General features: G+C 68.7%; 6 protein-coding genes. 3 read left to right on the forward strand and 3 right to left on the reverse strand.

Annotated elements, in window-relative coordinates:
* The 3 genes from ABZS40_RS36205 to hisG form a co-directional block, all read left to right on the forward strand.
* Nucleotides 1-308, forward strand: a 308-nt coding sequence (locus ABZS40_RS36205; protein WP_354949211.1) for an XRE family transcriptional regulator, incomplete at its 5' end; no start/stop codon positions are given.
* Between the two features lie 152 nt (nt 309-460).
* The gene (locus tag ABZS40_RS36210) at nt 461-772 is read left to right on the forward strand and encodes a hypothetical protein (protein WP_354949212.1); all 312 of its coding nucleotides are present in this window, start codon (nt 461-463) and stop codon (nt 770-772) included.
* A gap of 155 nt (nt 773-927) precedes the next feature.
* On the forward strand, nt 928-1,800 hold the full coding sequence (gene hisG, locus ABZS40_RS36215) for an ATP phosphoribosyltransferase (protein WP_354949213.1): 873 nt from the start codon (nt 928-930) through the stop codon (nt 1,798-1,800).
* On the opposite strand, the gene ABZS40_RS36220 is transcribed toward hisG, so the two are convergent.
* The 3 genes from ABZS40_RS36220 to ABZS40_RS36230 are packed head-to-tail and all read right to left on the reverse strand — an operon-like array spanning nt 1,706 to nt 5,073.
* Entirely contained in the window at nt 1,706-3,055 is a 1,350-nt protein-coding gene (locus ABZS40_RS36220) for a deoxyguanosinetriphosphate triphosphohydrolase (RefSeq protein ID WP_354949214.1), read from the reverse strand. The two genes, hisG and ABZS40_RS36220, sit on opposite strands and share 95 nt — an antisense overlap.
* Before the next feature lie 39 nt (nt 3,056-3,094).
* Nucleotides 3,095-3,835: a hypothetical protein gene (locus ABZS40_RS36225; RefSeq protein WP_354949215.1), complete on the reverse strand. Its 741-nt coding sequence runs from the start codon at nt 3,833-3,835 to the stop codon at nt 3,095-3,097.
* Nucleotides 3,832-5,073, reverse strand: coding sequence for a glycosyltransferase family 4 protein (locus ABZS40_RS36230; RefSeq protein ID WP_354949216.1), 1,242 nt, complete (start codon nt 5,071-5,073; stop codon nt 3,832-3,834). Before ABZS40_RS36230 ends, ABZS40_RS36225 begins: the two co-directional genes overlap by 4 nt.
* Nucleotides 5,074-5,192: the final 119 nt, after the last annotated feature.

Consider the following 5,192-nt stretch of genomic DNA (forward strand, 5'->3'; position numbering starts at 1 on the left):
GCGGCGTCGGACGCTCCACCATCTTCCGGTGGCTCTCCGGTGACTGGCAGCACCATCCAGAGCTACCCAAGGTGCGGGCGTTCTGCGCGGCCTTGAACCTCCCGCTCGGTGGTGCCCTGCGCGCCCTCACCCCGCTGACCTACAAGACACCGCCGTCGCCAGAGGTGCCCGCGGCGACGGCGATGGAGGTGCTTCTGATGGCCGTGCGCGACCGATTTATCGATCCCCGCACCACCTCCGCCGAGAAAGAGCACATCCTTGCCGCCTTGCACCAACTCGCGCGTCGGACAACCTCGCGCGCCGGCTGACGGCACACTGATGAACTCCCATCTTGAGGAGTGGCTGGCCCGACGGCGCGCAGTCACCCGCACCAGCCGGCATCGGCCCACGCTGAGCCGCGGACTGATTTGACTCTTCCGGGTGCATTCACGTGCGGCGGCGGTGTGATCTCCTGATCGGCATGTGGAACACGCTGCACGTGGATGTGTCGTTGGACGACTTGCTGGCCCGACCGGCAATTGGTCCCGGCTACCTCACCCGCGATGAGGCGCACGCCCAGGTGCAGCAGGTCCTCGACGCCGATCCGGCGTTGGGCCGCGCCGCCGGGCAGTGGCGGATGGATGTGCAGCGCGTCCGGGTGGGCTCGCAGACGTGGACGATCTACGAGTACGCCGACGAGCCGCAGAAGGCGGCCTTGACTTGGCTCAATGAGTACCTCAGGAGTTTCCGTGAGGCCGGCGTCGGTATCCGCGTGGCGACCTTGAGCAGCTGATCGCCCTGGCGCAGCGAGCACAGGTCGTGACGTTCTCGGCATGTCACGCGACCCCATCAGCGGTGCAAGATTCGCACGGATCACGCTGAGGCGGGGCCGGGGTCTGCCCGAAATCCGTTGTTGGTTTGAGTGGAAATCGTGTCATCATGTGGCGCATGTCTACTTCTCCGCTGCGGGTGGCTGTCCCCAATAAGGGCTCATTGAGTGAGTCAGCTTTCAGGTTGCTGACCGACGCCGGTTACCTGGTTCATCGGGGCAGCGGCAGGGAGCTGCAATGTAATGATCCTGAGAACAATATGAGGTTCTTTTTCCAGCGGCCTAGGGACATCGCGGTCTATGTCGGGTCGGGAGCGCTCGACGTGGGCATCACCGGTCTGGATCTGCTGGTGGATTCAGCGGCTCCAGCGCGGGAGGTCCTTCGGCTGGGGTTCGCGCGGTCGCGGTTTCACTTCGCTGCCCGCCCCGATGGCCCGCAGCAACTGGCTGATCTCGCGGGTCTCAGCGTCGCCACGAGCTATCCGACCCTGGTCGGGAAGTACCTCGCGGATGTTGGGGTGAGCGTGTCGTTGGTGAAGCTCGACGGGGCGGTGGAAAACGCGATCAGCCTGGGACTGGCCGACGCGATCGCCGACGTGGTCGAGACGGGCACCTCCTTGCAGAACTGTGGACTGGTGACGTTCGGCAACTCGTTGATGGAGTCCGAGGCGGTGCTGATCCGCAGCGAGACGTCCCGCCAGTCGTCGCGGGCCGCCGAGGCGATCGACGCCCTCGTCGAGCGGCTGGAGGGTGTGCTGACGGCCCGGCGGTATGTGATGGTCGAGTACGACTGCCCGAGTGAGGCGCTGGACGCGGCGTGCGCGTTGACGCCGGGAATCGAGGGGCCGACCGTGTCGCCGCTGGCGCGTGACGGCTGGGTAGCGGTGCGGGCGATGGTCAAGCGCGCTGGTTTGCAGCGCACCATGGATGACCTGAAGCGTGTGGGTGCGCGGGCGATCCTGGTGATCCCGTTGGAGGCGTGCCGGATGTAGCCGGCGCGGTGGTGGACCGGGTCGCGGCCCCAGACCGGATCAGGCGGTGGTGCCACGCGACCGCTTGCTGGTCGGTGAGGGCGGCGACCTGGTCCACGACGACACGCAGCCGTGCGGGATCGTCGAGGGCTGCGGCCCATAGCCGCCCGAACGGTGGGCGCAACGCGTGGGGCGCGCGGTTGTGCAGGTGGGTTGCCAGTTCAGTCAGCAGTACGCGTTGGCGTTGACGGCGCGCCCGGCGGGCGGGGTCACGCAGGACGTAGCGCAGGTTGAGCGCCTTGAGGATGGCGACCTGCGCGTGGGCCGAGGGCGGCACGATGAGCTCCGCGGTGAAGCGGGTCAGCGGCTGGTCCGGGTGCCGCTGACGCGTCGCCGTGATCGCCGCCTCGACGAGTTGGCCGGTCATCGCGCTCGTGTAGCGGGCGAGCGCGGCGTGGGCCCGGGGTGATCCGTCGTAGGGGCAGGCGGCGAGGTCCTGGATATATGGGAAGCCGGCGAGCTGGTGGGCCGCTTGCTCGGCGGCGGCCACGGACGCGGTGGTGAAGTGCCCAACGGCGAGCGCGGCGGTATCGGTGGGGTCGGCCAGGGCCACAGACGGGATGGCGGCGGCGCGGATGCCGTCGGCGAGGTCGTGCACGGCGTTGGCGATGTCGTCGGCCCAGTCCATGATCTGCGCCTCCAAGCACGGCCCGTGCTCCGGGTGACCGGCGCGGATCCATTGGAGGGTGTTGGCGTCGTCGGTGTAGGCGCCGTATTTGCGGTGCCCGACGCCGCGTTCCCAGGGGTATTTGCAGGTGGCGTCGAGGGTGGCGCGGGTGAGGTTCAAGCCTCCGGTTTCGTCGGTGCCGGCTGGGGCGGGTGCCAGGCGGGTCAGGATGCGCAGGGTCTGGGCGTTGGCTTCGAATCCGCCGCTGGGTTGCGCGAGGTCGTCGAGGGCGCGTTCGCCGTTGTGCCCGAACGGTGGGTGCCCGAGGTCGTGGGCCAGGCAGGCGGTCTCGACGAGGTCCGGGTCAGCGCCGAGCGGACCGGCGATGGAGCGGCCGATCTTCGCGACGGCCACGGAGTGGGTCAGCCGGTTCAGCGGGTGGGGGATGGCGTCGGGTTCGAGGGATTGTGTCTTGCCGCGCAGGGCACGCAGGGCCGCGCTGCGCAGCAGCCGGTCCTTGTCCCGCGATGCCCACCCCGGGTCGCCGTCGGGGTCGGCGGGATGGGCATGCTGCCGTTGTCTGGCACGGTTGTCGTATCCGGGGCGCATCCGCATGTCCTACCGCTCGTTCGGGGCCGGTGAGGCAGGTCAGGGGCTGAGGGGTTCACCGGCCGCGCCGCTGGCGGTGATCAGCGCGGTGATGTCCTCCCGGGTGAGGTAGCGGGTGTAGACGGGATCGCGAGCCAACTCCGCGCGGGTGCGGCCTCGCCAGCGGGACTCCAGGAACATCATCCGGCGCAGCAGCAGAGCGTGAATGACATCTCGGTCGAGGCGGACCGTCTGCCCGGCGTGGTGTCGCCGCCGGAGTCCGGCGGTGCTGATGAGCCTGTTCGTATCCAGCAGCCGAAGGTTCCCATTGGTGTCGACGACCAGGTTCTGGAGAGGCGGGTCGATGATGTCGGGAATGAGCGACGCGTCGGTGCCCAGCGCGGCGTGCGGGGTGGTGTCGAGCAGGAGGTGCCGTACCAGACGCAGGAACGTGACGAGCTGCCGCCAGGTGGCGACCGGCAGGTGAGAGGGTGCGGTGTTAGTCAGTGATAGTCGCTGATCGACCTCGACGTACTCCTTGACGATCACCACGTGCCCGAGCGGCGCGTCGGGGCCGGGGGTGAACAGCCGCTGCCGGGGCAGAAGCCGCGGCAATGACGGCGCGAACACGGCTTGCAGGTAGTCGTACTCGCGGTTCAACTTCGCCACGGTCAGGGTGTCGCAGTCGGCGCGGAACAGCTGCACCACGCGAGGGCTGCCCGGCCGCCGAAACACCACGCTGTGCCGGCCCTCACCGATGCGTTCGTAGCCGGGACCGGGACGCACGAGGGTGACCGTCATCGAAGACTCCCCGGATGCGAGGCGAGCACCGCGGCATAGCCGTCGAACATGCGCTGCACGGAGAATCGTTGCGCGCTGGCCTCACCGCCAGCGGCGATGCGAGCGTGCAAGTCCGGGTCAGCGAGCAGCCGGGCCAGGGCGTCGGCCAGGGACATCGGCTCCCCCGGGTCGACCAGCAGCCCGGAGCGGCCGTGATCGATGTAATCGAGCGGGCCGCCGTGCCCGCTCGTGACCACCGGAACGCCGGCCAGCATCGCTTCGATGTTGGCGTAGCCGAACGCTTCCGGCAGCCGCGACGGCAGCACCGCCACGGAGGCGGCGCCGTAGCAGGCGGCGACCTCCTCGGCGCTCAGATCGTCGAGGAGAAACACCCGGTCGGCCAGCCCACGGTCGGTAATCGCCTTGGCCAGATCCGCCTCGTAGCCGGGATCACGGGTGTCGACCAACCCGTGCCCGTTGATCGCCACGTACATCCCCTCGCACAACCCCCGGCCGCTGAGGATCGCCATCGCGTCGACGAGGTCGTGATGTCCCTTCCACCGCACCCGCCGAGCCGACATCAGCACCATGCGCTCGGCGGCGGGCAGATGGTTGCGCAGGCGCACCCGGTCGAACACCCCGCCGGCGCGTGCCCGGGCCACCCGGACCCGGAACGCCCGCACGTCGAGCCCGTTGACGACCGTGATCACCCGGTGCGCCGGGATTCCGACGTCGATGAGCCGCTGCCGGACCGCCTCGGACACGGCGATCACGCGGACGCTCTGCGCGGTGCGCTCCAGCCGCCGCCGCAAGTAGTCGAAGCGCCGGGGAGCGCCAGAGATGTCATGGACGACGCCGGTCAGGTTGAGCATGCCCACCCCGATGCCGTCGAGGTAACCGTGTTCCTCGGCCTTGAGGACCGCGACGATCGGGTTGATGTTCTGCAGCAGCAGATGCCGTGATCCGGCACGACGGATCACCTTGGTGTACTGGTCGGCAAGGCCGTGATAGACCGGGTTGCCCGGATCATCGATCTGCTTCTCGTAGAAGTGCCGCACCAAAGCGGGATCCTTGCCGGGGCTGCCGGCGGCCCGCAGGTGCTGCGGGAACGCCGTGTTGACCGCCTGGGCCAGCGCCAGGTGTCCGTCCGGGGTTCGCAACTGATACGCCTGGGTGTCAGCGCCGCTCTGGGTGATAGCCAAACGGGTGGCGGGGAAGAGGCGGGTCAGCTCGCTGAGCAGTTGGTGCGTGTGCACCACCAGGCCCGTTTGCCGACACGGCTTCTCTAGCCTCGGTCTTTCATGAGTGATTGATCTTGGTGTTGTGGGTGCGGCTGTCGGTGTTTCTGCCGGTGGGCATGGTGTGGGCCCGACGCGGG

The sequence above is a fragment of the Micromonospora sp. NPDC005324 genome, from assembly GCF_040607155.1.
In the GTDB taxonomy this organism is placed as follows: Bacteria; Actinomycetota; Actinomycetes; order Mycobacteriales; family Micromonosporaceae; genus Micromonospora; species Micromonospora trifolii.